We start from the raw sequence: 25,860 nt of genomic DNA, 5'->3' as shown, positions 1-25,860 counted from the left end.
CCCTTACCTACTCGCCTGTTCCTCAGCAAACCAAGGCTCACGCGCCTTCATAATCAATTTTGCCGCCCGATCTTCGTTCATTCCCGGAAAATTCAACAAATCATCTACTGCTTGCTCCGCTAAATCATCCATCGTAATTATACCTTGGCTTGCCATATCATAAGCCAAATCCCTGTCCATACCTTCCATTTCCAGCAAATCCTGTGCAGGTTCGGCCGTCTCTATTTTTTCTTCAGCAGCAATTGCGCTAATCAGTAAGGCATCTTTAGCTCGGCTTCTGAGTGCAGTAACAAGATCTTCATCAAAGCCTTCAATTTCCAGCATTTCACTGACCGGAACATAGGCGATTTCTTCAACCGTATTAAAACCCTCTTCAACTAAAATCAATGCAATGTCTTCATCGACATCCAACTGCTCAACAAATAACTGCTTTATCTTGTCAGCTTCGGCTTCACTGTTTTGTTCCGCTTTAGAAGCATCAATAACATTCAATTCCCAACCTGTTAACTGGGTTGCAAGACGTACATTTTGTCCGCCACGACCTATAGCCTGGGACAAATTATCCGAACTTACCGCCAGATCCATACTGTGTTTATCTTCATCGACAACAATGGACTGGATTTCAGCCGGTGACATGGCATTGATTACATATTGGGCATCACTTGGATTCCAAAGAATAATGTCAACACGCTCTCCGGCCAGTTCATTTGAAACCGACTGCACTCTTGATCCTCTCATGCCAACGCAAGCGCCGACTGGATCCAATCTGGGATCATTGCCTTTGACGGCAATTTTAGCTCTGGAACCGGGATCACGCGCCGCTCCCATCACTTCGATCAAGCCTTCGCCCACTTCAGGCACTTCAAGACGAAACAATGCAATCAACAACTCCGGTGCGGTTCGGCTCACAAACAATTGAGGACCGCGAGGCTCTAAACGTACATCCTTCAAATACCCCCTGATTCTATCGCCAATACGAATGGCTTCACGGGGAATCATGTCTTCTTTGGCGATATAAGCTTCGACATGCCCACCCAAATCCAGATAGACACTGCCTTTTTCAATACGCTTTACGATACCGGTAATCAGCTCGCCCACGCGACTCTGGTAGGCATCAACAATCTTCTTGCGCTCTGCTTCCCTGACTTTGTGAATAATAACCTGTTTGGCTGTCTGTGCAGCAATACGGCCGAAATCGACAGATTCAATTTCCTCTTCCACCAAATCACCGATCTGGACATCCGGATTATCAAGTCTTGCAACTTCCAGCAACACTTGTGTTTCCGGAAACTCTACATCGCCGTCAATTTGACTGTTGGCATCAACCACTTCCCAGACTCTATAAGTAACATAGTCGCCGGTTTTTCTGTTAATGCTGACACGAGCTTTAATTTGATTCGCGTGACGTTTAATTGTAGCAGCTTCTAATGCTGATTCTATCGCCTGGAAAACGACTTCTTTTTCAATATCCTTTTCATTAGAAAAAACATCCACCACCAACAAAATTTCTTTATTTGCCACTGCGCCCTCCTTTTTCAATTAAATACTCAGGAACCAAACGCGCTTTACTCATCGCGATAAATGGAACCTCAAAAACCTGCTCGCCATCTTTTAGCGTAATAATATCGCCTTCAACTTTCTCGATCAGGCCTGTAATTTTTCTACGTCCATCTATGGCTTTAAATAAATGAACCAACACCGTACTGCCGATATACCGTTCGAACTGGCTCACTTTAAAAAAAGGTCTGTCTTCGCCCGGTGAAGAAATCTCCAAATGATAGTTACCTAATATAGGGTCTTCTACGTCCATGACGCCGCTGATTTGATGACTGACCTTAGTGCAGTCTTCAACCAATATCCCGTTATCACTATCAATAAAGATTCTTAACAGGCCATGTTTAGGATGAGGATTATATTCAATGCCTACGCATTCATAACCTAAACCTTCAACAATTGGCTCAATTAGATTAACCAAGTGCTCAGGAGCCTGTTTCATTTTTTCCTCACTTACTTTCGCACAAAAAAAAAGAGCCGACGGCTCTTCCATTAACAATCAACTATGAGCTTCCAAATCATCAAAGCCCAGAAAATAAAAAACCCCAAAATGGGGTTTCTCAGCAACCAATCCTTGAGTCACTCTAACTCCTGCATCCATGCAGTTTTATATGGTAGCGGGGGCAGGATTTGAACCTACGACCTTCGGGTTATGAGCCCGACGAGCTACCAAGCTGCTCCACCCCGCGATTGATTTGTGTATTATAGGGGATTCTCAGCATTTAGCAACCTATTTATCTCTTTAGTCTAAATGAGTGACTTATTGAGTCCCAAGTGCTGTATTTTCTCAAGCGCATAAACTTCCAAGGCATTAATAATCTGACTATTTATATTTTCGCTTTGACACAATTCTTCCAATCGACTGAAATAATTGCCGAGCACAATACCGGCCCCTGTTTGACGCCCTGTTAACCTGTTAACACAGAACTCATTCCATCTTCGTAGATCATCAGTATTCAAGGTTTCAGGATAATTTCTGGCACGGTATCTAAACAACATTTCCGGCAATCGACTATCAGTAAATTTGAATACAGACTTTGCTAATTGCTCGGGCGACATCCCCCTGATTTTAAACATTTGCTTTTTATCGTTTTCAGAAAAAAAACCGCCACTGTATATTTCCAGATCAGGATCAGAGTCTTGTTCGATATAAGTTTGACCGCTAAAAACCGCCGCCAACTTTTCAGATAAACCGGAAGCGGCTTTAATCTTGTCTATATTAGCATGACACAATGCCAGATCAATTTCCAGACGCTGAGCATCCTCCGGCCTGATAACAGACACAGGCGCTAAAACAGGACATTTGTTAATATGCACGGCTTTTAACGGGATTCTTGCCATACCTTCCGGCAAGTCCGCAGTTGCTGTAAAGATTCTTTGCTGAATTTCTTCCGCCGTTAAGCGAAGCATCGACTCAGGATCAACGGATAAATCATAGACAATTACACCGTTGGCATTGGTAGGATGCTTGCAAACCGGAAGCACTACGGCTAAGCAATTTTTAACGGCCGGGTATTTGCCTGAAATATGAACCACAGGCTTCAAACTGCCTAGCTGAAGTAAATTAAGCGCTTCGGCTTTAACCCGGTGTTGTAACAGAAACTGGTAGAGCTTGGGCTGGGCCTGTTTGACCAGCTTGGTGATTGCCAAAGTGGCATAAACATCTGAAAGCGCATCATGCGCTGCTTCATGAGCTATGTTATTGACGCGGGTGAGCTGATCCAGCCTGAAACTGGGACCACCCTCTTCGTTAACAGGCCAGACGATGCCATCAGGACGCAGGGCTCTGGCCGCCCTGACCACATCGATTAAATCCCAACGGGAATTGCCGTTTTGCCATTCCCTTGCGTAGGGATCATAAAAGTTACGATAAAGGCAATTACGAGTAACCTCATCATCAAAACGAAGACTGTTATAGCCGAGGGTACAGGTATTGGGCTGAGCTAATTGCTCATGAATCAAACGAATAAACTCGGCTTCGCAAACACCTTTTTGTTCGGCAAGCTGCGGTGTAATCCCGGTAATTAAACAGGCTTCAGGATGAGGAAGACAGTCTGTCGAAGGCTTGCAGTAAACAACTAAAGGATCGCCGACGATATTGAAATCAAAATCAGTACGAATCCCGGCGAATTGAACGGGCTTGTCTTTTCGAGGGTCCGTACCGAATGTTTCATAATCATGCCAATAAAAGGTCTGCGTACCACTCATTATTTTTGACAGCCATAAATACTGGAAATGCCGCAGGAGCCGCTACGACAACGGACTCGGCGCACAAATAAACCTTAATGAATTGAAGCCAGAGCCCTTAAGACATCCGTGCGACTGACAATTCCAACCAAATCATTATCCTGAAAAACCGGAAAACTTCTGACTGAAGTTTGCTGAAACTTCTCCGCCAAATCTACAATGCTGGATTCGGCATCCACACTAATGGTTTCTTTAGTCATATAATCGCCAACCTTACCACTCATGCTTTGGTTATAGGCGGCTTCCAAAACAATGTTCATGACGTCCTTTTCAGAAAACATACCCAGCAATCGACCTACTTGATCAACAACCGGAGCGCTGGTGATTTTATGATCCAGTAATTTCTTTACGGCATCGACTACATCGTTATCCTTGGCAAGTGTAACCAATCTTTTCGACATATAATCTGCAACAGTAATTTTCGTCAACATGATGAACTCCTGCGTTGTTTATTATTGTAATAATCCTACGATCCTTGATTCAACCGAACTTCTGCTTCCATTTTCTTTCTTTTATCACACTTTTCCACACAAACACAATCCGCGTTGTTTGCCGCGCCGCCACATGATCCTTTAATAGCGCGTCTGCCAAAAATAACACCTATCGCCATAATGGCAATAACAAAAGCCATAAAAACAAAAGTCACTAGAAAGTAAGCCATGGTATCACCTCGTAAAGTTTGTAAAGACCCATAATAAAAAACGAGGAGTGGGACTAGCCGCACTCCTCGTGTAGATTGGGTTACGACTGCATGGATGCAGAAGGTAGAGCAATGCAGGAGCTATTGCCGAGCCTTGGCGTAACCCAACAATCGAAGCCATAAATGCTGGGTTACGCTAAAGCCACCAACAGTAGGCGCTTTAGGTGATCCAGCCCAGAATTCTTATCCGCCAAAATCATCCAGCAAGATATTTTCCGGCTCTACGCCATTATCCAACAGCATCTTGATTACCGCTGAGTTCATCATCGGCGGCCCGCACATGTAAAACTCGCAATCTTCCGGAGCCGGATGATTCTTAATGTATTCTTCAAAAAGAACATTATGAATAAAACCGGTATAGCCTGTCCAGTTATCTTCCGGTAACGGATCGGACAGCGCCACATGCCATTCAAAATTGTCATTTTCCTTGGCCAGCATGTCGAAATCTTCTACATAGAACATTTCGCGCTTACTACGAGCGCCATACCAGAAGCTCATTTTGCGCTTGGATTTCAGCCTGCGTAATTGATCGAAGATGTGCGAACGCATCGGTGCCATACCTGCACCACCACCGACAAAGACCATTTCCGCATCAGTTTCTTTAGCGTAGAACTCGCCGTAAGGCCCTGAAATAATACATTTATCGCCGGGCTTCAAGTTAAAGATGTATGAAGACATAATGCCTGGCGGTATGTTATCGGGCGCACCGGGAGGCGGTGTCGCGATACGAACGTTCAGCATGATTTCTTTTTCTTCAGGATAACTTGCCATCGAATAGGCACGTAATGCCGGCTCTTTTACATCAGAAACATAACGCCATAAATTAAATTTATCCCAATCATCGCGGAATTTTTCTTCAACATCGAAATCGCTGTATTTGGCAATATACGATGGACATTCAATTTGAATATAACCGCCCGCCCGATAATTAATTTCCTCGCCTGCCGGCAAGTCAAGCACCAGCTCTTTAATAAACGTAGCAACGTTATTGTTTGATTTGACCGTACATTCCCACTTCTTGACACCAAACACATCATCTTCGACTTCTATGCTCATGTCATGCTTTACCGAGACTTGGCAAGAAAGACGCTCACCTTCTGCAGCCTCACGCTTGGTGATATGGCTTAACTCAGTAGGTAAAATCTCCCCGCCGCCTGTATGAATTTTTACTTTACATTGTCCGCAAGTACCACCACCACCACAAGCTGATGAAACAAACAAGCCATTATCAGCTAAAGCAGTTAACAGTTTTGAACCCGCAGGTACATGAATTTTCTTTTCATCATTGATCAGGATCTCAACATCTCCTTCAGCGACCAATTTGCTCTTTGCACCGATAATAACGAATACCAGCGCTATAACAAAAGCCGTGAAAATAATAATCCCTAATAGAATTTCCAGCATTACACTACCTTCTTAAAGTTGGATTCCAGAGAAAGCCATGAAGCCAAGCGACATCAGACCCGCAGTAATAAAAGTAATACCCAGGCCTTGTAAGCCGGCGGGAATATCACTGTATTTAAGTTTTTCGCGTACACCGGCCATAACAGTAATAGCCAATGCCCAACCCAAACCACTGCCCACACCGTAAGTAACACTTTCCCCGAAATTATAATCCCGCTCAATCATAAACAAACTGCCGCCAAGAATCGCGCAGTTAACCGTGATTAGAGGAAGAAACACGCCTAGAGCGTGATACAACGCTGGAAAAAACTTATCCAGAATCATTTCCAGTATTTGCACCAACGCGGCAATCATACCGATACAGCTTAACAACGCTAAAAAGCTTAAATCAACGCCGGTTATACCCATCCATGACAATGCATCTTCTTTTAATAAGGCATGATAAACAATATTGTTGGCAGGCACCGTAATGGCTTGCACCACCATGACCGCGACACCTAAACCCATCGCTGTCGAAATTTTCTTGGACACCGCGATGAAAGTACACATGCCCAAAAAGAAGGACAGCGCCAGGTTTTCAATAAAGACAGCCTTAACAAACAAACTAATATAAGCTTCCATTAGTGATGCCCTCCTTCACCGTGCGCAATCGACATAATCTTGAATTCTACCTTTTCAGTTTGCTCCGGCTTCCATTGACGGACAGACCAGATAATCAAACCGATAATAAAGAAAGCGCTGGGCGGCAGCAACATCAAGCCATTAGGGTCATACCAGCCGCCATCCTTGGTTAGCTTGAAGACTTCGATACCCAATAATTTACCAGAACCCAACGTTTCTCTAAAAAATGCCACGATAATCAATATCAGGCTATAACCCAAACCATTACCGATGCCGTCCATGAAACTTTCTAAAGGCGGATTTTTCATCGCATAACCTTCAGCACGCCCCATAACGATACAGTTGGTAATAATCAAGCCCACGAATACCGATAATTGCTTACTGACATCATAAGCAAAGGCTTTTAATAACTGATCAACCACGATAACTAATGACGCAATAATGGTCATTTGCACAATAATCCGAATACTGCTGGGAATATGATTTCTGATCGCACTGATTGCCGCACTGGAAAACGCCGTCACCAAGGTCAACGCCAACGCCATAATCAGCGATGTCGACATTTGTGAAGTCACCGCCAAGGCTGAACAAATCCCCAAAACCTGCAAAGTAATGGGATTATCATTAACCAATGGAGTAATTAGTACCTTTTTTGTTTCATCATTTAATAATACCGCACTCATGATTTAACTCCTTTAACTGTTCTTACTTTAGCTAAATACGGGGCAAAACCTTCATTACTCATCCAGTATCTGACCAGATTAGTTACACCGGTACTGGTTAATGACGCGCCCGCCAGACCATCGACCTGATATTGCGAACCCGGCTTGGTGTTATCGACCACGCCTTTAATCAGACTCAACGCAGGTTCGCCAATCTCAGCTTCCTCTATCAGGCCTTTTTCCAGTGAAGGCTGATCGCTTTCCGCATAGACTTTCTTGCCTTTCCACAGCGCACGCCATTTGGGATTGACGACTTCGCCGCCCAGTCCCGGCGTTTCCTGCTGATCATAAAAGTTGATGCTTTGTACGGTCTGCCCGTCAGCATCCAATGACAAAAAGCCATATAACGTAGACCACAATCCATAACCGTTTACCGGCAGAATAATCGACCTGATCGCACCCGACTCCTTGACCAAATAGACCTTGGCGTATTTAGCCTTGATCCGGATGTGGGCAATATCTTTATCTTTCGGAATAGCCACACTTAAAGCCGGATCTTTCGCCGCTTTACGTTGATCGTATTCAGCAACATTCATATCCTCGACATAGTCGCCTGTTTCCAGATTGACGATTTTAGCTTCAATTTTTTCCGCAAAATCCGAGTCTATATCGCCACCTTCCTGAAGCAAACCTGCCACATCGAGAATATTCTTCTTCATATCCAGTTCTTTGTTATGGACTTGAAGAGACTTTAAGGCGACCGCAGAGAATGAAACCAGAACCGCACAAACCAGACACAGCGCAACCGCAATGGCAATGGTTTTTTCCAGACTGTCATTCCCCAGGGCAAGAACATTATCCCGGTAAACCTTGAATTTTTGGTAATGCTCGCAATTATCCAGCGCGACGCATATTTTATTGAACTGTTCGCACTTAAGCATGACGTTTCATCCTTCTTCTGATATTGGCCTGAATGACAAAATAATCTATCGTAGGCGCAAACATGTTGGAAAATAGAATAGCCAGCATAATACCTTCCGGGAACGCCGGATTAACAACCCTGATTAATACCGTCATACCTCCGACTAAAGCCCCGAACACCCAGCGACCGGTATCGGTCATTGCCGCACTCACAGGATCGGTGGCCATATAAACCATACCGAAAGCAAAGCCGCCCAGCGTCAAATGCCAGTACCAAGGCAACGCAAACATATGATTGGTGTCGCTGCCGATAAAATTGAACAGCAACGAAGTCGCCACCATGCCTGCAAATACGCCGCCCATGATGCGGTACGACGCAACCTTCGTGTACAGCAGGAATGCCGCGCCAATTAAAATAGCCAGCGTTGAGGTTTCGCCAAGACAGCCCGGCTCAAAACCAAAGAAAGTTTGCATCCAACTGTAATTGGCCGAATAAATCGCTTCAAGACCGCCATTTGCCGCCAATCCCAAAGGCGTAGCTGCGGTATAGCCGTCGACTGCAACCCAGACCGAATCACCTGAAATAGACGCGGGATAAGCGAAATATAAAAACGCCCGCCCGGTTAACGCCGGATTCAGGAAATTTTTACCTGTGCCGCCGAATACTTCCTTGCCGATAACAATACCGAAGGAAATACCCAAAGCCACCTGCCATAAAGGCATATCGGGCGGCATAATCAATGTGTATAACATTGACGACACCAGAAAGCCTTCATTGACTTCATGGCCGCGAACGGTTGCGAACAATACTTCCCACACGCCGCCGACAGCCAGCGTGACCAGATAAATAGGCAGAAAATACAACGCGCCGTGAACCATATTCGAAAACGGATTCATCGTGCTGTATCCAAAGATCATCATCGGGATACTGCGCCAGCCCTGAGCTTGCTCCAAGCCCATCGCTGCCATGGCCAAATTGGCCTGATAGCCCGTGTTATACAAGGCCATCAAAACACAGAACAATGTTGCGATAACAACAAAAGTCATGGTTCGTTTCAGGTCATTACCATCGCGAACATGCGTTGCTCCACGCGTTACATCAGCCGGTGTATAAATAAAAGTATCCACCATCTCGTAGAGACCGTAATACTTTTCGAACCGCCCACCCTTGGTGAAATGCGGCTCCATGCTATCTAAAATATCTCTAGGCGACATTATCCTTCCTTCTCAATTTTAGTTAAATTCGCTCTCAGAACAGGACCGAAGTCATGTTTACCGGGATCCACAAACGTAAATAAGGACATATCTTCCTCATCAAGCTCCAAACAACCTAATAATTGAGCCTGATCCGAGTCGCCGACCACCAGCGCTTTTAGCAGCGGTGTAGGCAAAATATCCAGCGGCATGACGGCTTCATAAACGCCGACCGGAACAATCGCCCGGTTGCTGCCGTTTTTATCGGTTGTTAATGGAAATTTACGATTCAACTTACGGTCAACGCTTGACGTATAAATATTGAGCGCCGAGTATTTGTTTTTACCCGGAACAATCCAGCCGAATAACTCACGGGCACGGCCTTCTTGCAATACCGAGATTTGGTTGCTGTAGCAACCTAAAAAAGCAGCCCAATCCGCAGCAAGATGACCATGTAGCACCGAACCTGAAATCACCCGACTTTCAACTTCTTCCAACTGATCGACCACCAAATCATTAGTGTTGGCACCGACACGGGTACGAATCAATCTTGGTTTTTTTACGATAGGTCCAGCCAGCGAAACGACGCGTTCAACATTGATTTTACCTGTGGTAAATAATGCACCGATTGCGATCACTGCCTGATAATCCAGATGCCAGACAAATTTATCGATACTAACAGGATCAATCAAATGAATATGGGTACTTGGCAATCCGGCAGGATGAGGGCCTGCAAACTCGGCAATACTTACAGGCGCATTACCCGTTGCGATATCAGCACCGGTCGCCTTACAAACGTAAGTTTTACCTTCCGTGAGTTTGGCAATAACCGCCAAACCATTGGCAAAATCATCGCCACGCGCTTTAATGATAACCGCAGGATTTGCCGCTAGCGGGCTGGTGTCGATTGCAGTCACAAAAATAGAACGGGGTTTACCGCCCACAGCAGGAATTTTGCCGTATGGACGTGTGCGCAATGATGCCCACAACCCGGACGCCAACAGGTTTTCTTTAACCTGTTCTGCCGATAAATCACTTAACTCTGAAGCTTTGTATTTTGCAAATGACTCCTGCGCCGTTCCTTTCAGCTCGATCACAACAGACTGCAAAACCCGCTTTGCGCCGCGATTAATGGATTGAACCACACCCGCGCCGGGTGAAGTGAAATTGACTCCAGGATTCTTCTTGTCAGTGAACAGTATCTGGCCCAGCTTGACCGTATCACCTTCGCTAACCATCATGGTAGGCTTCATGCCTATATAATCCATCCCCAGAATAGCAACGGATTTAACCTTATTGCCATCCTCAATAACTTGTTCGGGCTCTCCGGTAATCGGTAGATCCAAACCTTTTTTAATAATAAATTGCATAGTTAATAGCCTGCTCTCCAATCAAGTTGCGGCGAAACCATCCTTTCATTTCAAATACCAATAAAACAAGAGGCGCATTAAGACGTAAAACGCTGGCATTAAACCACAAAAGCGAGGCATTCTCAACAGCCACAAGGCTTACCGATGAGTCTTTTAACAAATGCAAAAACACAGACTCCCATCATTTCCGCTTGTCCAACCGCCATTACGTTCAATAAACAGCAAAAAGAACGCAAGCGTGTAGTCTAAAGCTGACAAAGATGACTATAATCACATACTATCAATTTACCGGTATTTTAGTATCTGCACACGGCGAAACCAGCTTGACACGCATGCCAAAAACAGACGCGGATGACACGCAGTTAAATGCATCACGGGGGAAATGAATTGACTTTACCCTGATAAAACATTATTAAATCCTGACAAATCACCTATCCGCCGCAGTGCCCTACGAACAGAGCATCCCACCATGACCCAGAATAAAACCCAATCAACTCCATTGGCTTACCCGGAAAATCAGCCTCGACAAAGAGGCGACTTTCCCATTGTCGGCTTAGGCGCTTCCGCCGGTGGCCTGGAAGCCTTCGAGCAATTCTTTCGCCACGCCCCCCCCGATACCGGCATGGCCTTCGTATTGGTTTCGCATCTCGACCCCAGCCATGCCAGCATCCTCACCGAAATCCTGCAGCGCACCACGACTATGCCGGTAGTTGAGGCGCAAGACCAAATGCAAGCTATGCCTAACTGCGTCTATGTCATCCCCCCCAACCGCGACATGACCATTTTTCATGGGGCTTTGCAACTAAGCATACCGGCAGTGCCGCACGGGCAGCGTATGCCTATCGATAGCTTCCTGCGTTCACTGGCCGAAGATCAGGCCGAAAAGTCCGTCGGCATCATTCTCTCCGGCACCGGCACTGACGGTACTTTAGGATTACGCGCCATCCTCGGCGCCGGCGGCATCACCCTGGCACAGGAACCGACTACCGCCAAATTCGACGGCATGCCGGTCAGCGCCATTCAGACAGGCTATGTCACCCATGTTTTGCCTGTGGAAAAAATGCCCGAAGTATTGCTATCCGACATGCTCACTCTGACTCTCCAGCGCCCTCCCTCACCTCCGGTTGCATTAAGCGGCATCAATCACATCCTGCTGCAGTTACGCACCAGCACCGGCCACGATTTCTCGCTCTACAAAAAAAGCACCATTACCCGCCGCATCCAGCGACGCATGTCGCAAAACGGCATTGACGATACCGAAACCTATGCTTGCTACCTTAAGGAACATCCATCCGAGACAGCGTCACTGTTCAAAGAACTGCTGATCAATGTCACCAGCTTCTTTCGCGACCCGGAGGCTTTCATTGCGCTGAAGCAGGACATCCTGCCGACACTGTTGGCGGACAAACCGCAAGATTACGTTTTCCGCGCCTGGGTGGCGGGATGCGCCACCGGTGAGGAGGCCTATTCCATTGCCATGGTGTTGCGTGAACTCATGGATAAAGACCAGACTGAGTTTAAAACGCAGATTTACAGCACTGACATTGCCGATGACCCCGTTACCATCGCCCGTGCCGGTCTCTACCCCCCCAACATCACTCTGGATGTCACGCCTGAGCGTTTACGCCGTTTCTTCATCAAAGAAAACGGCGGCTATCGGGTCAAGAAAGAAATACGTGAAATGGTGGTGTTCGCCGTTCAGAATGTCATCAAAGATCCGCCTTTTACCAAGCTCGATCTGCTCAGTTGTCGCAATCTGATGATTTACCTCGAACCGGAACTGCAAAACCGCCTTATCCCCGCCTTTCACTACGCACTCAAACCGGGCGGGGTGCTGTTTCTGTCGCCGTCGGAGGGCATCGGCAACCATACCGAGCTGTTTACCCCACTCAATCGTAAATGGAAACTCTACCGCACCATTCCCACCGCCGCGTCAACCCGCGCTATGTTGACCAGCAACTTGAGCTGGACGACAGAACAGGCTCACAAATCGCCGGAAGACATCATGAAATCCGCCAGGGAGAACAACCTGGCCGAACTGACCCGGCGTGTACTGCTTCAATTCTACGCCCCCACCTCGGTAGTGACGGACCTCAAAGGCAATATCCTTTACGTCTATGGCGAAACCGGCAACTACTTGCGCCCTGCGCCCGGCCATGCCACCCTCAACATAATCGATATGGCTCGGGAGGGTCTGCAACTGGAACTGCGCTCAGCTATTTCGGCCTCAAACCAAGGCACACCGACCCTGAGCCGGGAACTATCGGTCAAGACCAACGGCGATTTCCACCCTGTGCACCTTTGGGTACGCCCCTTGTCGAATCCGAATGATCAGCAAAACCTGCTGCTGGTCAGTTTTCAAGATATAACACACCCCGCATCAGACAAACCGAAACCGGCGCGTGCCAAGCGCACCTCCAAGCTGGATGGACTGCATCATATTGAGGAACTGGAACGTGAGCTGGCCTACACCAAAGAAAATCTCCAGGCTACCATCGAGGAACAGTTTGCATCCAACGAGGAGCTTAAGTGCACTAACGAAGAGATGCAATCCACCAATGAAGAACTGCAATCCACCAATGAAGAACTGGAAACTTCCAAAGAGGAATTACAATCCATCAATGAAGAACTGGTCACCGTAAACTCCGAACTACAGGCCAAAATTATACAACTGGCCGACATGCAAAACGACATGAAGAACTTGCTCGACAACATCCATGTCGGTACCATCTTCCTCGATCAAAACCTGATCATCCGGCGTTTTACCCGCGATGCAGCCCAAGTCTACCGCCTGGTTGCCTCGGACGTGGGCCGCGCACTGAGCGACATCAGACCTGAACTGGAAGGTAAAGACGACCTGCTGGATGCCGCCCATGCCGTTCTCGATAATCTGGCGCCCATAGAACGCGAAGTAAAAACCTTGAACGGCAACTGTTACTTGGCACGCATTCAGCCTTACCGAACCCTGGACAACATGATTGACGGCGTGGTGCTGACTTTCACCAACATCACCGAACGCACCCGGGCTATAGCCACACAAGAAGCACGGCTATTGGCCGAAGGCATCGTCAATACAGTGCGCGAACCGCTGATCGTACTTAATGACGCCTTAAAAGTCGTCACTGCCAGCCGCTCGTTTTATCAAGGTTTTCAAGTGACGGCCAAAGAAACCGTGGGTCGGCCGATCTACGAACTGGGCAACGGCCAATGGAACATCCCCGCCTTGCGCGACCTGCTGGAGACCGTCCTGCCGCACAATCAGGCTTTTGATAACTATCAGGTGGAGCATGATTTCCCCAACATCGGTTACCGTAAAATATTGCTCAACGCCCGCAGTATTATCGGCCCGAGCGGCGAACCACAATTGATCCTGCTGGCGATGGATAATGTTACCGACAAGCCATAGGTTGTATTATATTATTCAAACTTACCGGTTTAAGTGCGCAAAAGGAACAACCCAAGCTATCGCTATCTTAAATAACAGTATGGAGTTTACATGAACAGCAAACCCACCAAACTGAATCGGCAATTAAAACCACGCATCGGGGCCGTAGATCGACGCGCCCGCACTCCGGTCGAGCCATCATCTCATTCCATGGAGAAGCTGCTCCATGAACTACGGGCGCACCAGATTGAACTGGAGATGCAAAACGAGGAATTACAGCACGCCCGTGCAGCTCTGGAAGCATCTCATAACCGCTACCTCAATCTTTATGAATTCGCTCCCGTTGGCTACCTCACCCTCACGCCCGAAGGTAAGATTATCGAGATCAACCTTACCGCCGCCGCGCTACTCGGAGTGCAACGCAGCAGCCTGATAAACCACCCTTTCGCCAACTTGATCGCCCCCCAAGACAGCGACCGCTGGTATCTTCTATTCAAAAATGCACTGAAGCACGAAGGAGAGCAGAAAAACATCGAACTGACAATCAAACGCGACGATAGCCACTTTTATGCCCGGCTGGACTGTCTGCGGGTAATGAGCGACGATCAATCCCCGATGCTGCGCATCACTCTCACCGATATCACTGAAAGCAAGCACGCAGAAGAAGAATTGCGTATCGCCGCGGTCGCCTTTGAGGCTCAGGAAGGCATCATGATCACCAATGCCGATAACCTGATTTTACGGGTTAACCGGGCCTTTACCGACATTACCGGCTACAGCGCCGAAGAACTGATAGGCCAAACGCCCCGCCTGTTCAAATCGGGATACCACGACGAGGCCTTTTACACTGATATGTGGGAGTGCATTAATCGCACCGGATCCTGGCAGGGCGAAATATGGGATCAACGCAAAAATGGTGAAATCTACCCTAAATGGCTAACCATCACAGCCGTAAAGGACAGCACTGGAAACATCACTCACTACGTCGGCTCACAGACCGATATATCTGTACGCAAAGCCTCGGAGGAGGAAATAAAACAGCTCGCTTACTACGATCCACTGACCGCCTTGCCGAACCGCAGACTGTTGTTGGACAGGTTGCAACAAGCACTGGCCACCAGCACGCGCAGTAAAAAATACGGCGCATTGCTGTTCATTGATCTGGATAACTTCAAATCCCTTAATGACCATCTCGGGCATGACATGGGGGACGTATTACTGCAACAGGTCGCACAGCGGCTTATGGACTGTGTGCGAAAAGGCGACACCGTGTCTCGTCAGGGCGGCGACGAGTTTGTCATCATGCTGGAAGAACTGAGCAAGAATATTAAAGAAGCCGCTGTCAAGGCTAAGACCATCGGCGAAAAAATTATTATTTCGCTCAACCAGGCCTACCAACTCACCAGCCATGAGTATCGAAACACGCCGAGCATCGGCATCACGCTATTCATCAATCATCAGCATGAAATAAACACGCTTCTGAAACGGGCGGATATCGCCATGTATGGCGCCAAGGCCGCAGGCCGCAACACCTTGCGTTTTTTCGACCAGGATATGCAAGAGGCGGTTACGGCTCGGGCCGCCTTGGAAGCAGACTTGCGCTTTGCGCTGATAAAAAACCAATTCAAGCTCTATTTTCAGCGGCAGACGCGCCACGACGGTCAAACGGTCGGCGCCGAAGTGTTGTTGCGCTGGGAACACCCTGAGCGCGGTTTTGTCCCGCCGCACGAATTCATTCCACTGGCTGAAGAAATCGGATTAATAATGCCCGTTGGACAGTGGGTGCTGGAAGACACCTGCGCCCAGCTTAAACGATGGGAAAGCCATGCACAAACCCGTGATTTGCAGCTTGCCGTTAACGTCAGCGCTCGCCAGTTCCATCAACCCGACTTTACCGAACAAGTGTGCGCGATACTGAACAAATCCGCTATCAAAGCGGATCGGCTCAAACTCGAATTCACCGAAAGCCTGGTATTCGACGACATTGACGACACTATTGCCAAAATGGAAAGACTCAAAGAAATCGGCGTGAGCTTCTCTATCGATGATTTCGGCACCGGCTATTCATCGTTGGCTTGCCTGGCGCAACTGCCATTCGATCAACTGAAAATCGATCAGTCTTTCGTGCATAACATTGGCGTTAAGCCTGCCGATACGGTGATCGTGCAGACCATCATCGGCATGGCCAGCAACTTGGGAATGGATATTATTGCCGAGGGCGTAGAAACCGAAGAGCAGCGTGCATTTCTGGAACTGCACGGCTGCCTCACTTACCAGGGCAACCTGATCGGCAAGGCCATGTCGCTGGAGGAGTTTGAGCGTTCTCTGGGGATTTGAACAACAAGACATGATCCCCTTTCGCTCCTAATTCAGGATGGAATTTACGTTCCCACGATATCCTCCAGTACTCAGGCAACTCTATTTTGACGGGTAAAAGTAAATCCGTTCGTCCTGAGCCTGCCGAAGCCTGTCATGAGCTTGTCGAATGAGATGAACGGATTTACGCTGAGCTAAACAATTTTTACACGACATAACAAGACTGACTGAGTACCGGCTTCTTAAATAAGTGAATAGGCGGGGCAGTCAGCGACTTTCCCCGCCTCGTTCTGCCTTTTCAGGCAGGGCGGCAGACGATTTTTCCAGACTGCTGAAACCTTTTTTAGCAAAATATTGCCCGGCTCGCTTGGATTGATTCCAAAGTCTGCGCCAATAATCCTCTTTACGATATTCTTTAAGACAACGCAGATAGCGCACCTGCTTGGCTTGTTCGAGCTGCTGAAAAACGGCCGGAATTAACCCTTCCTCAACATTATATTCAAAGCCCGGTTTTAAATTGACCGGTGCAATTTGTTCGATTTTTAAGCCCAATTCCGTCGTTACAGTCTCCATCATCAGTCTTATTGCCTGTGCTTTGGGCGAGCCTGGCTTGATAACATCATAAGGCGGGCTCCATTCCCTGAGCGGTCGCAACTGATCGACATGCGTCAATGCCACAGCGATGGGCGGTAAACTGTTCCTGTTCTTGGCTTCAAAACAATCCCGAATGGTTTGCAGCATTTTTTTATCGGGGGCACGCGCGACATTGATTGCGGAAATCACCAAAATAATAATGTCACTGCGGACGATTTCTTCCGAAACCCTGGTGGAAAGCGCCCCCTGATAACCATCGCTGCCATAACCTTCGCAGTCCGATATAATCGCGGTTTCCAATCCGGGACGTTCCAGCAGATAAGAAGTGATGCCTTCTGTTGTAGGAACCACATCGGTTTCGGCTTTTTTGACCCCAAACAGAACATTGATCAGGCTGGATTTACCGGCATTGGTCTGGCCCAGCACCAGTATGCGGAACGGTTCCGCAGACGCAGCTGCTTCCCGGTGCTTGATTTTGTCCAGTTCCTGCTGAGATGATCGGGTCGCGTGAGCGAACAAACTGTTATCCAGAATCAGGTTTCCGCTGTAAAGCTCTATCGCGTAATAGCCTATTTTCTTGATATAAGCGTCGATAAGCCAGCGCTTGATGTCCTCGGTGGAATGCGTCAATAGACTATCGGTAGCGAGTATTCTTAGTTCGCGAACCATGGCGGATATCGGGTCCAACCCGGCGGATACGATACGAAACAGGCGATAGAGCTCACGTCCGCGATTAGCTAAGCGCTGACTGCGAACAATATCGTTCACCGAGAAAATATGACTGCCCGGCACGTTTTCCGAAAGACTCACGCGTAATTCCTGCGCCAACATTTCGATGACTTTGAGCAGATAGGGCAGCTTAATTTCCAACAGAGCGTCTTTACGTTTCGGATAATACTGCTCCGCTACGGCCCGCATCACTTCAAGCAGGGTCTGCATATAAAATTCCGAAGAGGCCAGATCAGGATTGCTGTTTCTGTGTACTGCGGAAATCTGCTCAATTTTTTCATACGCCCGTTTGCTTTGAGCGGTTTTTTCGACTGATGGAGAAATGTCGAGTAATTCCAGTTCCAAATCCTGTCGGCTCAAACGTTGGTTAATGAGCCACCATATCCCGCCCAACACAGCCGCAGCTGAGAGCCATAAAATCAGCAGCTGATGCAGCCATAACCAATAAAAGCCTGCTGCTAAAGGAATGCTGAACGGAATCATTATGATTAAAAAATGGATCGTCCAGCGGGTTTTCATTTTCATTTCAATACCTTCTGCTGAATCTCACTCACATAATCTTTCAACATCGATCGGCCCAGCTCAAACTGTTCCTTGTAAATAACCTGGAATGCCTCACTGGATAACGCGGTCCCGCTACGTAAGTTTTGAAAGTAAATCGTCAGCGTCTTGCCTAATGCATAGGTTGTTGCAGCGGTCAGCGCGGAAGACGCAGCCGAGCCATAAACGGGGATTAATTTGATTAATTCGCGGCGGCCGATATTTGTCAGCAGAGAAAGGCCGAGTGAACCGCTGATTTCAACCCAACTTTTTCGGTCCAGCTGATAATTATAAATGGACGCGATGGTCTGAAACATTTTGGCCTGAATCAGCGTCACGATAGGAATATCGACAAAAGGGACAGGAACGGCTCCGGCCGCGCCTGAAGTAAGCGCATAGGCAATAATATGCGGATGCGCCGCCTTGCTGTAGACATCATGCAGCTCCCTGCGGATTTCTTTCATGCCATGAAGCACCATGGCAACGCCGTGCGGCAAAGCGATTTCCAAGCTATGCCAAAACGCTTCCAAACCGTAATTGATCGGCTGGTAACCATCTTCCGGCAGCGTAAAATCAACCGCGACAAACTGAGCATCGATACCCTTAAACAGTTTTCTTTGTTCAAGTAAAGACCGGCGCAAGTCCTCAGGAATTATTTTAGTCCAGTCTTCAGCGTCAAAAGGATAAGGATTTATGTGTTCGAAAGCCGAGTCGGGATACCCCTCGTGCAATGCCGTTTGCGCAACAATAACCGGCCAATCGGGCTTGGCTTTATGAATCAATCGGACAGCCGCCATAACAGCCTGCTGGGAATGATCCATGGCTTTCATGACCACGATCAGTACGTGCGCCTGTTCTTGAAAAGCTTCGATATCGTCATCCGGTTCATAATCCACTTCGCCCAGTCCTCGCGTGTCCAGGAAGCGCATGATGCAATCCTGGGAATCAGGGAAATCATAAATGAATGCGGTTTTGGTGCAGGCGTGCATACCGTTGCCTATCTGGGCGCGGCTGTCTCCGGTCAAGGCCCTGATGATCGAAGTTTTTCCCGATTGGGTCTTTCCCAACAGCCAAAAAACCGGCGTGGGTATAGATGACTTGATGGCTTCAAGGCGCTTGCCGAGTTCCTCATCATCAAGACGAGGCATGAAGACAGTCGAGTAAATTTTTTTCCACATGCGCAAAACCTCAAACCACGGAGAAAAATTTTTAGATGCTTAGGCGCAAAGCCTATTCTTGGATTTCATCAAATTGAAGCATACTCCGACAATAAATAAATCTGTCGTGTTTTTAATATTACAACCTCCTCGATAGATTTAGCGACTTCTTTCTGCAAGCGTTGCAACTTATCCCATCGATGATCATGATTTCGCAGCGCCTTGTCCGTCCAGCGATCTCCAGCATACTTACGACCAGATCACGATTCTCTATCAAAAACGGTGGAACATCGAAGTCTTCCACAAAGCTATTAAATCCAACACCGGCTTGGCCCGCTCGCCGACCCGCACCATTCGGACCCAAAGCAACCATTTTCTTGATTAGCAAGATGCTCCAGCTAGCACCGTCATACTGGCAGGGATGCCAGTATCCAGAGCCAGGGATGGTAACTTTCCGATACCGCTGTGGCATGACTTAGGCTTGATGCCAAGCCATAGCCTCACATCCATGTGACTGGATTCCGGCATCCCTGCCAGAATGACGAGCTTTTTGGCGCTAGCTGAAGCATCTTGCTAATCAGGACCATTTTTGCATCCATCTATGCTTTTTTTTCAAACTTGAACAACTCAAGCTTAAGCATCAGCTCAACCATTTCACACTTAGAAGTAAGCTTTACATCAAAGCCTTACAAGCCGGTTTTGCCGAACTGCATCGGCTCAGTGCGTAACATCAGTTATTACTTTTAAAGCGTCAGCAATGGCAAAGAATCCTGCCAGACAACAGGATTCTTAATTGTATTCTTTACATAATAGACACCAGGTGTCTGTTAGAACGGGATATCGTCATCAAAGTCGTCATAATTTGGCGGTGGCGGCATGGAGCCGGAACTGCTCTGCGGCGCCGGTTGCTGAGGCTGACCGGCAGGCTTGGAATATCCGCCCTGTGGCTGCTCGCCGCCAAACTCGGAAGTGCCGCCGCTACGGCTGTCCAGCATGTTCATAGAGTCGGCGACAATTTCGGTGGTGTAGCGATCCTGGCCGTCTTGAGCTTGCCATTTTCGCGTGCGGATATGACCTTCGATATAGGCTTGACTGCCTTTTTTTAAATATTCACCGGCGACTTCAGCCAAGCGGTTAAAAAGCACCACCCTATGCCATTCGGTTTCTTCGCGGCGCTCGCCTGTTTGCTTATCTTTCCAACGCCTGGAGGTTGCCAGACTCAGGGTCGTAACTGCACCGCCACTCGGCATGTACCGAACTTCAGGGTCAGCGCCTAGCCTTCCTATTAACATCACTTTATTAAGCATCTATTTCTCCTCATTGTTTACGCGATTATGCATTGACATACTGCGTGATCAAACCTTGTAATTGGTCTTTATCAAGTTTTTGATTATCAACCTTGAGATAAACCAAACCTTCTTCATAATGCAGGGTAATCTCTTCTACACCGCTGATTTTAAGCATTTCGGCAATAAATTCATTTGCGCCCTGTTCACTGAGTTTTTCCAGCGAAATAAGCAGATTTGCCACATACCGCGGAGGCTTCATCCATAAAGACACGACCAGCCAGCTGAATGCGGCAGCGGCGCAAAATAAAAACACCGCCGTGACTCCAAATTCGCCGTTAAACCAGCCGCCCACCAGTCCGCCCATAAAAAGACCCATGAATTGGGAGCTTGAATAAGCGCCCATGGCCGTGCCTTTCAGGTCAGCCGGCGCTGTCTTCGATATTAAAGAAGGCAGTGTTGCTTCCAATAAATTAAAGCCGCAAAAAAACAGCCACAAGAAACCTACAATCCCGATCAGGTTTTGATGAACTGTCGACAAGCCCAATTCCGCAATCACCAAGACCGCGATGGCCCCGAGAAACACCTGTTTCATTTTGCGTTTCTTTTCGGCCAGAATCACAAACGGCACGGCGAAAGCCATCGAAATAACAAAAACCGGTAAATAAACCTGCCATTCATGCCCTGCCGGTAATCCCGCCCCTCTCATTAACGAAGGCACCACCACAAAGATAGCCATTAAAATCAGGTGCAAGGTAAAAATGCCGTAATTCAGGCGCAATAAGTCCGGATTTTTCAATACCTGCATGGTTTCTTCGGGAACGAACTCCGCATCCCGATGCAATTTGGATTGCTGGGGATTGGGAACGATATAAATAATCGCCAGAATAGCCAGAAGGGTAAGCACCGCTGTTACCCCAAAAACGCTCTGCACACCGCCGAATCCGGAAATAACAGGCCCGGCTATGATGCCGACGCCAAACGATCCACCGATGCTGATTCCGATAATCGCCATGGCTTTGGTGCGATGAACTTCCTGAGTCAAATCGGCCACCAAGGCCATGATAACGGCCGAAACCGCACCGGCGCCCTGAAAAGCCCGACCCACCAAAATCCCGTAAATGGTTGTCGACAATGCCGCGATCACACTGCCGATAAAAAACATCACCAAGCCAATAATAATGATTTTTTTGCGACCGAAGCGATCGGATAGCAAACCGAAAGGAATTTGCAATAGAACTTGGGGCAAGCCGTAAATGCTCATGGCCAGACCGATCAGCGCAGGCGTTGATCCCTCAAGCTGTTCGGCAAATAAAGATAACACCGGCAAAATCATAAATAGCCCCAGCATCCGCAAAGCATAAATGCCTGCCAAAGACCATGTGGCGCGTTTTTCCGATGAAGTCATCGAACTTGTAATGTCTTGCGTTGTTGTCAAAACCAGCGTCTCCTTTTGAACCAGAATTATCAAGAAATGTAGGGTACGCATCACGCACCATTTTCCAAGTTCAGTAAAGATACGTGGTACGTACCTTACTAACTCAGTGGTTTATCTCATTATTTTAATGGCGGCCATTATAACAAGCTTTATTTATCGCATTCGCTCATTTGTGCCTGGAGCGCTGTTTAACTGAACAGCGCTATGGCTTGCGTTAACAAATGCAGCCAGGCGGATTTAAAATCCATCACTGAAATTTGACTGGCTCTAACCATTCCAATTATGCCGACCATAATCCAGAATACATTCAGCAAGGTATAGGCACTGTCTTTCTTGAGTATGGAGCACCAGGAAAGTATTACCGCATCGGTGGTATTAAAAGCCCACACAAACAGAAAAGGACTTTCCGGTCCCATCCAACTGACCAGCGAAAAACTAAAAATACGCATCAGTACGCCGAGCATTTCGATAAATTTAATATATTTAAAAACAAATGAATTTAATGTGTTGATAATCATTATTTAAAACCGGTTAGTTATTGATGTTACGCAGTCTTTATTTGTTGCACTTCGGAATGTGCCATCGGGGTTACTTTAATCAGCCGCTTTGCCCTGCCTTTTATCTTTTAGCACTCCAGCTTGAACACAGCTCGAATTGCCATAAAGACAAGGTTGTCCAGTCCATTTATGGCTCAGGTTTTTTTCAAACCTAAAATAACAAGCTTTTCGGCGCTATGCATAACATCAAAGATTAACAAGTGTTGACTTGATAAATGATAATCATTATCATTTGATTCAAAGTAACTTGCCTTGCTTTCACTATGGAAAATAACTTGGTACATATAGCAATCTCAGTAAATACCTTAGCATCACTCATTGAAAGCGAATGTATTCATGCCGTGGATTTTAAATGTCTGGATATAGATTCGAAAAAAACGGTTTGGAAATTATTCCTATCCACTGTGAAATTAACAAAAAAGAATAAAACCGGATCAGGAGAATTATTATGTCTGAAAAAGATCAGCAAGAGACGTTATTAATGGCTATTGAGTATTTGAAAACTCAATATGAATCTCTGCAAAATCCCTGTATTGCTCTGCTCATTTCTCGATATTACCGCTTGCTTGCCAATTTAAATGTTACCAAAACCAAGCAGGAAAAGTACGCCAAATACTCAAAGTCATGGCTTATTTGCCATATAAACAACCCAAGGCATTCCCAAAAAATGCAACATCAGCTTAATGATTTTATTCAGCCTTATGAATTCAACTTATAGAGAGGCCGGAGAAGAATACCGATTGCGATTGACGCGTCAAAGTATAAATTAATTCTGACCAAATAAAACAAACAGCCAGCCATCGCCTCTTGTGTGACCAGCCAGCCAACTACAAGCTACACACAACAAGCGAGATATTTATGAAGAATCACAAGAACCGACCGTTAATGCTGGCTATTGCTGCATTACTGAACGCATCGCATACCGAGGGCGCAGAGATTGCAAAGTCAGTACTACCGGAAGTTAAGGTAAAAGCCGCCGCTGAAAAAGAACCTGCCTACAAAGCTGATACATCCAGCACCGGACTTAAGTTTGAAACAGCTATCCGCGATATTCCCCAATCCGTCAGCGTAGTGAAGGAAGAGTTGGTCAAATCCCAGAACGCCTTCAACCTGCGCGATGCATTGAAGAATGTCAGTGGACTGACCATCGCCGCCGGCGAAGGCGGGCGTACCGGCGATTCGATCACCTTGCGCGGGTTTTCAGCGAACTCCGATACCTATCTCGACGGTGCAAAAGAAAACGGTCAATACTCTCGCGACACTTTTTTCCTGGATCGCGTCGAAGTGCTCAAAGGCGCGTCTTCGGTACTGTTCGGGCGGGGATCGACAGGTGGCGTCATCAATCCGATTGCCAAAAAACCGGTCATGGGAAAGTCATTCGCCAATGCCGATTTTACTTACGGTAACTACGATTTCAAACGCACCACGCTGGATGCGGGAAAAAAACTGACCGATAACGTGGCCGTGAGGCTCAACGCCCTCTATCAGGATGCCGATTCTTTCCGCGATTACAATTACACCAACCGCTGGGGGGTAGCGCCGTCGATTAAAGTCGACTTCACCAAGGACACCGATCTAACCCTGATGCTGCTGCACCAGGAAGAAGACAGCGTCTTCGATTACGGCGTGCCGATGGTCGGTGGAAGGCCTGCCAATGTCCCTGTCAATCAATTCTACGGTTTCAAGGATGACCTGCTGCAAACTTATGATACTTCGGTAGTCACCGCGATATTCAACCACCGTTTTAACTCGCATTTTTCGGTGCGGAATACTGCCCGATACGGCAATTACGACCGTACCTACCGCTCTTTGTTATTTTCCGGATCACCCTCCAATACTGGGCCGACAGCGACCATAGCCCGAACCCAGGCACTGCGCGAAAGTCCGCAAGAGAATTATTACAATCAGACCGATTTTACCTTCAAAAAACCGCTGTTCGGTTTTAACAACACCTTTCTTTTTGGCGCGGAAGTCGGTTGGGAAGATTATAGCTTCCGGGGCAAAAATTCGACCGGCGTCAGCCGGGTTTCGGTCTATAACCCGATAGGAACGTCAACCGTCGGTTTAGGACGGGCCAACGATTTTTCAGGCGTGCTGGCAACCGACAGAAACACCAAAACCAATACCGTCGCCGGTTACGTGCTCGATCAGTTTGAAATTACGCCCGAGTGGAAGCTGCTTGCCGGTGGACGTTACGATGTCTTTCAGGCGAAACAGGACGACAACCTTAGTAATGCCAATGATTTCGAGCGCACCGATCACCAATGGAACCCGCGCGCCGGGCTAGTTTGGCAACCGAAAAATTGGCAGGCGTACTATTTCAGTTACGGCACTTCATTCAATCCTTCGGCCGAGACTTTTTCGCTCGCCAGCAATACCGCCAACCTTAAACCTGAGCAAAACCAAAACCTGGAAGTCGGGGCCAAAATTGATCTTTTTGACGGACGGCTCAGCGCGACCGGTGCACTGTTCCGCCTGGAAAAAACCAACGCGCGGACCGCCGACCCTACCGATCCGACCCGAAACATTCTGGCTGGCGAACAGCGCACCGACGGTTTCGAATTAGGTCTGGCTGGAGATCTATTGCCTGACTGGAGTCTTTCGGCAACTTACGCTTATCTCGATGCCGAAGTGGTTAAATCGAATAACAGCGCAACAGGCTCGGTCAGCGGCCTATCCAAATCGCTCGAAGGCAAGAACGCCGTGAATGTGCCGGAGAACAGCGGCGTGGTCTGGACCAGTTACAAGATCACTCCGGAATGGGAAGTCGGCGGCGGGGTCTTTATGTCCAGCTCACGTTTCACGGATGCGGTTAATGAAGTGACTTTGCCCGGCTATGCCCGTCTTGATGCGACGGTGTCTTATCACCATAAGTACTTCGATATACAGGCCAATGCTTTCAACCTGCTGGACAAGGTCTATTACGAATCCGGACAAACCAATACGGCCCTGCCGGGAACGCCGCTTTCCGGGCAGCTTACATTACGGGTGAAATATTAGGCCTCGCCCACTCAGTAATCTATCCTGCGGTTAGATTCTATTATTCATCACAAAGACACGAAGGACACGAAAAAATATAACTTCGTGCCCTTCGTGTCTTTGTAGCGAGTGAAAATACCTATCTCCAGAAACGTTTTTTAAAAGAAATCACTATAAATCTTTAATGCCCAACTGCAATCACATCA

At 47.5% G+C, this 25,860-nt stretch carries 21 protein-coding genes and 1 tRNA gene; 4 read left to right on the top strand and 18 right to left on the bottom strand.

The window, feature by feature from the left end; all coding sequences use genetic code 11:
- Window positions 1-3: 3 nt before the first annotated feature.
- The 13 genes from nusA to Q8L79_RS10730 form a co-directional block, all read right to left on the bottom strand.
- On the bottom strand, window positions 4-1,521 hold the full coding sequence (nusA, locus tag Q8L79_RS10790) for a transcription termination factor NusA (RefSeq protein WP_305270888.1): 1,518 nt from the start codon (window positions 1,519-1,521) through the stop codon (window positions 4-6).
- The gene (gene rimP / locus Q8L79_RS10785) at window positions 1,511-1,996 is read right to left on the bottom strand and encodes a ribosome maturation factor RimP (RefSeq protein WP_305271253.1); all 486 of its coding nucleotides are present in this window, start codon (window positions 1,994-1,996) and stop codon (window positions 1,511-1,513) included. Before rimP ends, nusA begins: the two co-directional genes overlap by 11 nt.
- A 170-nt stretch (window positions 1,997-2,166) precedes the next feature.
- A tRNA-Met gene (locus Q8L79_RS10780) sits at window positions 2,167-2,243 on the bottom strand.
- 58 nt (window positions 2,244-2,301) lie between these two features.
- A complete protein-coding gene (gene sbcB / locus Q8L79_RS10775) occupies window positions 2,302-3,762 on the bottom strand; it encodes an exodeoxyribonuclease I (protein WP_305270885.1) in 1,461 nt (486 codons plus the stop codon).
- A 74-nt stretch (window positions 3,763-3,836) separates the two neighbouring features.
- Window positions 3,837-4,232, bottom strand: a complete 396-nt coding sequence (locus Q8L79_RS10770) for a CBS domain-containing protein (RefSeq protein WP_305270883.1) — start codon at window positions 4,230-4,232, stop codon at window positions 3,837-3,839.
- A 35-nt stretch (window positions 4,233-4,267) separates the two neighbouring features.
- Complete coding sequence (gene nqrM, locus Q8L79_RS10765) at window positions 4,268-4,462, bottom strand: (Na+)-NQR maturation NqrM (protein ID WP_305270880.1); 195 nt, start codon at window positions 4,460-4,462, stop codon at window positions 4,268-4,270.
- 222 nt (window positions 4,463-4,684) lie between these two features.
- Window positions 4,685-5,905: an NADH:ubiquinone reductase (Na(+)-transporting) subunit F gene (gene nqrF / locus Q8L79_RS10760; protein ID WP_305270878.1), complete on the bottom strand. Its 1,221-nt coding sequence runs from the start codon at window positions 5,903-5,905 to the stop codon at window positions 4,685-4,687.
- Between the two features lie 12 nt (window positions 5,906-5,917).
- Window positions 5,918-6,526: an NADH:ubiquinone reductase (Na(+)-transporting) subunit E gene (gene nqrE / locus Q8L79_RS10755; protein WP_006893546.1), complete on the bottom strand. Its 609-nt coding sequence runs from the start codon at window positions 6,524-6,526 to the stop codon at window positions 5,918-5,920.
- Window positions 6,526-7,209, bottom strand: a complete 684-nt coding sequence (locus tag Q8L79_RS10750; protein ID WP_305270865.1) for an NADH:ubiquinone reductase (Na(+)-transporting) subunit D — start codon at window positions 7,207-7,209, stop codon at window positions 6,526-6,528. Before Q8L79_RS10750 ends, nqrE begins: the two co-directional genes overlap by 1 nt.
- Window positions 7,206-8,129, bottom strand: coding sequence for a Na(+)-translocating NADH-quinone reductase subunit C (locus tag Q8L79_RS10745; protein ID WP_305270864.1), 924 nt, complete (start codon window positions 8,127-8,129; stop codon window positions 7,206-7,208). Before Q8L79_RS10745 ends, Q8L79_RS10750 begins: the two co-directional genes overlap by 4 nt.
- Window positions 8,122-9,324 carry an NADH:ubiquinone reductase (Na(+)-transporting) subunit B gene (locus tag Q8L79_RS10740; RefSeq protein WP_305270862.1) on the bottom strand — a complete coding sequence of 401 codons (1,203 nt, stop codon included), beginning with the start codon at window positions 9,322-9,324 and terminating at the stop codon, window positions 8,122-8,124. The genes Q8L79_RS10745 and Q8L79_RS10740 overlap by 8 nt, the downstream gene beginning before the upstream one ends.
- Window positions 9,324-10,673: a Na(+)-translocating NADH-quinone reductase subunit A gene (locus tag Q8L79_RS10735; RefSeq protein ID WP_305270861.1), complete on the bottom strand. Its 1,350-nt coding sequence runs from the start codon at window positions 10,671-10,673 to the stop codon at window positions 9,324-9,326. The genes Q8L79_RS10740 and Q8L79_RS10735 overlap by 1 nt, the downstream gene beginning before the upstream one ends.
- Window positions 10,657-10,839: a hypothetical protein gene (locus tag Q8L79_RS10730; RefSeq protein ID WP_305270859.1), complete on the bottom strand. Its 183-nt coding sequence runs from the start codon at window positions 10,837-10,839 to the stop codon at window positions 10,657-10,659. The genes Q8L79_RS10735 and Q8L79_RS10730 overlap by 17 nt, the downstream gene beginning before the upstream one ends.
- Window positions 10,840-11,142: 303 nt before the next feature.
- Here Q8L79_RS10730 and Q8L79_RS10725 point away from each other — a divergent pair, with 303 nt between their 5' ends.
- Together Q8L79_RS10725 and Q8L79_RS10720 are read left to right on the top strand one after the other, a co-directional pair.
- Window positions 11,143-14,079: a chemotaxis protein CheB gene (locus Q8L79_RS10725; RefSeq protein ID WP_305270857.1), complete on the top strand. Its 2,937-nt coding sequence runs from the start codon at window positions 11,143-11,145 to the stop codon at window positions 14,077-14,079.
- Window positions 14,080-14,169: 90 nt separating this feature from the next.
- Window positions 14,170-16,395 carry an EAL domain-containing protein gene (locus tag Q8L79_RS10720; protein ID WP_305270855.1) on the top strand — a complete coding sequence of 742 codons (2,226 nt, stop codon included), beginning with the start codon at window positions 14,170-14,172 and terminating at the stop codon, window positions 16,393-16,395.
- Between the two features lie 246 nt (window positions 16,396-16,641).
- On the opposite strand, the gene Q8L79_RS10715 is transcribed toward Q8L79_RS10720, so the two are convergent.
- From Q8L79_RS10715 to Q8L79_RS10695, 5 genes are all read right to left on the bottom strand, one after another.
- The gene (locus Q8L79_RS10715) at window positions 16,642-18,222 is read right to left on the bottom strand and encodes a GTPase family protein (protein WP_305270853.1); all 1,581 of its coding nucleotides are present in this window, start codon (window positions 18,220-18,222) and stop codon (window positions 16,642-16,644) included.
- Window positions 18,219-19,415 (bottom strand): GTPase family protein, encoded by a 1,197-nt coding sequence (locus Q8L79_RS10710; protein WP_305270850.1) that lies wholly within the window; start codon window positions 19,413-19,415, stop codon window positions 18,219-18,221. Before Q8L79_RS10710 ends, Q8L79_RS10715 begins: the two co-directional genes overlap by 4 nt.
- An 806-nt stretch (window positions 19,416-20,221) precedes the next feature.
- Complete coding sequence (gene ssb, locus Q8L79_RS10705; RefSeq protein WP_305270848.1) at window positions 20,222-20,701, bottom strand: single-stranded DNA-binding protein; 480 nt, start codon at window positions 20,699-20,701, stop codon at window positions 20,222-20,224.
- A 25-nt stretch (window positions 20,702-20,726) separates the two neighbouring features.
- On the bottom strand, window positions 20,727-22,088 hold the full coding sequence (locus Q8L79_RS10700) for an MFS transporter (protein WP_305271250.1): 1,362 nt from the start codon (window positions 22,086-22,088) through the stop codon (window positions 20,727-20,729).
- A gap of 218 nt (window positions 22,089-22,306) precedes the next feature.
- Entirely contained in the window at window positions 22,307-22,636 is a 330-nt protein-coding gene (locus tag Q8L79_RS10695; RefSeq protein ID WP_305270846.1) for a hypothetical protein, read from the bottom strand.
- A gap of 487 nt (window positions 22,637-23,123) precedes the next feature.
- Between Q8L79_RS10695 and Q8L79_RS10690 the strand changes: the two genes are divergently transcribed.
- On the top strand, window positions 23,124-23,393 hold the full coding sequence (locus Q8L79_RS10690; protein WP_305270844.1) for a hypothetical protein: 270 nt from the start codon (window positions 23,124-23,126) through the stop codon (window positions 23,391-23,393).
- A 140-nt stretch (window positions 23,394-23,533) separates the two neighbouring features.
- Window positions 23,534-25,675: a TonB-dependent siderophore receptor gene (locus tag Q8L79_RS10685; RefSeq protein ID WP_305270842.1), complete on the top strand. Its 2,142-nt coding sequence runs from the start codon at window positions 23,534-23,536 to the stop codon at window positions 25,673-25,675.
- The last annotated feature ends 185 nt before the right edge of the window (window positions 25,676-25,860 follow it).

This window comes from Methylobacter sp., from assembly GCF_030680395.1.
In the GTDB taxonomy this organism is placed as follows: Bacteria; Pseudomonadota; Gammaproteobacteria; order Methylococcales; family Methylomonadaceae; genus Methylobacter_A.
This window is presented reverse-complemented; position numbering and strand designations above follow the sequence as displayed.

What these genes read in the sequence shown, in the direction of transcription:
- Q8L79_RS10750 (WP_305270865.1), bottom strand. Translation starts at nt 7,209, where the DNA reads ATGAGTGCGGTATTATTAAATGATGAAACAAAAAAGGTACTAATTACT.
- Q8L79_RS10720 (WP_305270855.1), top strand. Translation starts at nt 14,170, where the DNA reads ATGAACAGCAAACCCACCAAACTGAATCGGCAATTAAAACCACGCATC.
- Q8L79_RS10740 (WP_305270862.1), bottom strand. Translation starts at nt 9,324, where the DNA reads ATGTCGCCTAGAGATATTTTAGATAGCATGGAGCCGCATTTCACCAAG.
- Q8L79_RS10745 (WP_305270864.1), bottom strand. Translation starts at nt 8,129, where the DNA reads ATGCTTAAGTGCGAACAGTTCAATAAAATATGCGTCGCGCTGGATAAT.
- nqrF (WP_305270878.1), bottom strand. Translation starts at nt 5,905, where the DNA reads ATGCTGGAAATTCTATTAGGGATTATTATTTTCACGGCTTTTGTTATA.
- Q8L79_RS10725 (WP_305270857.1), top strand. Translation starts at nt 11,143, where the DNA reads ATGACCCAGAATAAAACCCAATCAACTCCATTGGCTTACCCGGAAAAT.
- nqrE (WP_006893546.1), bottom strand. Translation starts at nt 6,526, where the DNA reads ATGGAAGCTTATATTAGTTTGTTTGTTAAGGCTGTCTTTATTGAAAAC.
- rimP (WP_305271253.1), bottom strand. Translation starts at nt 1,996, where the DNA reads ATGAAACAGGCTCCTGAGCACTTGGTTAATCTAATTGAGCCAATTGTT.
- sbcB (WP_305270885.1), bottom strand. Translation starts at nt 3,762, where the DNA reads ATGAGTGGTACGCAGACCTTTTATTGGCATGATTATGAAACATTCGGT.
- Q8L79_RS10710 (WP_305270850.1), bottom strand. Translation starts at nt 19,415, where the DNA reads ATGTGGAAAAAAATTTACTCGACTGTCTTCATGCCTCGTCTTGATGAT.
- Q8L79_RS10685 (WP_305270842.1), top strand. Translation starts at nt 23,534, where the DNA reads ATGAAGAATCACAAGAACCGACCGTTAATGCTGGCTATTGCTGCATTA.
- Q8L79_RS10715 (WP_305270853.1), bottom strand. Translation starts at nt 18,222, where the DNA reads ATGAAAATGAAAACCCGCTGGACGATCCATTTTTTAATCATAATGATT.
- Q8L79_RS10770 (WP_305270883.1), bottom strand. Translation starts at nt 4,232, where the DNA reads ATGTTGACGAAAATTACTGTTGCAGATTATATGTCGAAAAGATTGGTT.
- Q8L79_RS10690 (WP_305270844.1), top strand. Translation starts at nt 23,124, where the DNA reads ATGTCTGAAAAAGATCAGCAAGAGACGTTATTAATGGCTATTGAGTAT.
- Q8L79_RS10735 (WP_305270861.1), bottom strand. Translation starts at nt 10,673, where the DNA reads ATGCAATTTATTATTAAAAAAGGTTTGGATCTACCGATTACCGGAGAG.
- ssb (WP_305270848.1), bottom strand. Translation starts at nt 20,701, where the DNA reads ATGCTTAATAAAGTGATGTTAATAGGAAGGCTAGGCGCTGACCCTGAA.
- Q8L79_RS10695 (WP_305270846.1), bottom strand. Translation starts at nt 22,636, where the DNA reads ATGATTATCAACACATTAAATTCATTTGTTTTTAAATATATTAAATTT.
- nqrM (WP_305270880.1), bottom strand. Translation starts at nt 4,462, where the DNA reads ATGGCTTACTTTCTAGTGACTTTTGTTTTTATGGCTTTTGTTATTGCC.
- Q8L79_RS10700 (WP_305271250.1), bottom strand. Translation starts at nt 22,088, where the DNA reads ATGACTTCATCGGAAAAACGCGCCACATGGTCTTTGGCAGGCATTTAT.